The organism is Streptomyces sp. NPDC050388, assembly GCF_040655635.1.
Lineage (GTDB): Bacteria > Actinomycetota > Actinomycetes > Streptomycetales > Streptomycetaceae > Streptomyces.
Map to the genome: position 1 here is coordinate 1 of NZ_JBFAKH010000244.1, position 2,202 is coordinate 2,202.

The following is a 2,202-nucleotide window of genomic DNA, read 5'->3' on the forward strand; positions in this document are numbered from 1 at the left end:
GTTCATCCGCTCCACGTCGGTTTGGTCGAGGTGGCCGGTCATGCTGCTGGCCTGTGCCCAAAAGCCCCAGGCCAGGGAGGTGGCGGGCAGGTTCCGGGCGTGGCGGTGGCGGGCCAGGGCGTCCAGGAAGGCGTTGCCGGCGGCGTAGTTGCCCTGGCCGGAGCTGCCCAGGGTGCCGGCGGCGGAGGAGTACAGCACGAAGGCGGACAGGTTCTGCTCTTGGGTGAGTTCGTGCAGGTTCCAGGCGGCGTCGGTCTTGGGCCGCTGGACGGCGGTGAGCCGTTCGGCGGTCAGGGAGGTGATGACGCCGTCGTCCAGGACGCCGGCGGTGTGCACGACGGCGGTCAGCGGGTGTTCGGCGGGGACGGTGTCGAGGACCGCGGCCAGGGCGTCGCGGTCGGCGGCGTCGCAGGCGACGATGTCGACGTGGGCGCCGGTGGCCTCCAGGTCCGCGGTCAGTTCGGCCGCGCCGGGCGCGGCGGGGCCGCTGCGGCTGAGCAGCAGGAGCCGGCGGGCGCCGTGTCCGGTCGCCAGGTGGCGGGCCAGGTGGCCGCCCAGCAGGCCGGTGCCGCCGGTGATCAGGACGGTGCCGTCCGGGTCGAGGGCGGGGGCGGGGGTGTCGGCGGGCGGCCGGGCGCGGCCCAGGCGCGGGGCCAGGACGGTGCCGTCGCGCAGGGCGAGTTGCGGCTCGTCGCCGGTCAGGGCGTGGGGCAGCGCGGCCCACGAGGCGTCGGTGCCGTCGGTGTCGACCAGGACGAAACGGTCCGGGTTCTCCGACTGCGCGGAGCGGGCCAGGCCCCAGGCGGGGGCGGCGGCCAGGTCGGTGACGTCCTCGCCGGGCCGGGCGGCCAGGGCGCCGGTGGTGGCCAGCACGAGGCGGGTGTCGGCCAGGCGGGGGTCGGCGAGCCATTCCTGGAGGGTGTCGAGCACCGTGTGGGTGGTGGCGTGGGCGGCGTCGGCGGGTGTGCCGCCGGGGCTGCCGTGGATCTCGGCGACGACGGTCTGGGGTATCGGGGCGCCCGCGTCGAGGGCGTCGAGCAGCCCGGCCAGGCCGGGGTAGGCGGCCGGGCGGGTGCCGGAAACGCTGTAGGGGGCGGGGGCGGCGCCGAGGTGGGCCCAGGGGCCGGGGGCCGCCTCGGCGGCGGGGGCCACCGGGAGCCAGTCCAGGACGAACAGGGAGTCGGCGCCGGCGGTGCGGGTGGCGGCCCTCAACTGCTCGGGCTCGACGGGCCGCATGGCCAGTTCGCCGATGGAGATCACGGGGGCGCCGGTGGCGTCGGCGATCTGGAAGCCGATGCCGTTGGGGCCGGCGGGCAGGAGCCGGGCGCGGAGCACGGAGGCCCCGGTGGCGTGCAGGGTCACGCCGCGCCAGGCGAACGGCAGACGCGGCTTGCCCGCGTCCTCGCCGCGGCCCGTTCCGGGCTTGAAGTCGCCCAGCCCCATGGCCTGCAGGGCCGCGTCCAGCAGGCCGGGGTGCAGCTGGTAGTCGGCGGCCTCGGCCCGGCCGTCCTGCGGCAGGGCGAGGTCGGCGTAGATGTCCTCGCCGTGCTGCCAGGCCCGGGTGATGCCCTGGAACATGGGGCCGTAGTCGAAGCCGGTCAGGGCGGCCTGTTCGTAGAAGCCCTCCACCGGCAGCTCGACGGCGCCGGCGGGCGGCCACACGGCGAAGTCGAACCTTGGTGCGGCGGCCAGGCCGGGGGCGCCGGCCGGGGCCAGGACGCCGGTGGCGTGCCGGATCCAGGCCGGCCCGGCCTCCTCGGCGGCGTCGGCGGCGTGGGCGGGGCGGGAGTGGACGGTGAGGGTGCGCCGGCCGGTCTCGTCGGGGGCGCCGACCGCGACCTGCGTCTGGCGGGCCTCGCCCTCGGCCAGGACCAGCGGGGCCTCGATGGTGAGTTCCTCGACCGTGTCGCAGCCGCTGAGGTGGGCGGCCTGGTTGGCCATCTCGACGAAGGCGGTGCCGGGCACGATGACCGTGCCCATCACCACGTGCTCGGCCATCCACGGATGGCTCCGGGTGGAGAACCGGCCGGTCAAAACGTGACCGTCAACGTCGGCCAGCGGCACCGCGGCGCTCAGCATCGGGTGCTCGGTGATGCCCAGGCCCGCGGAGGCCAGGTCACCGACCCCGCCGCCCGGCATGGGCAGCCAGTAGTGCTGGTGCTGGAAGGGGTAGGTGGGCAGGGCGGTGCGGCGGGCGCCGGT

At 76.7% G+C, this 2,202-nt stretch carries 1 protein-coding gene; it reads right to left on the bottom strand.

Features of this window, described 5'->3' with window-relative positions; translation table 11 throughout:
• Positions 1-2,202: type I polyketide synthase (locus AB0I73_RS41095; RefSeq protein WP_363045485.1), on the bottom strand; the 2,202-nt coding region annotated here is incomplete at both ends.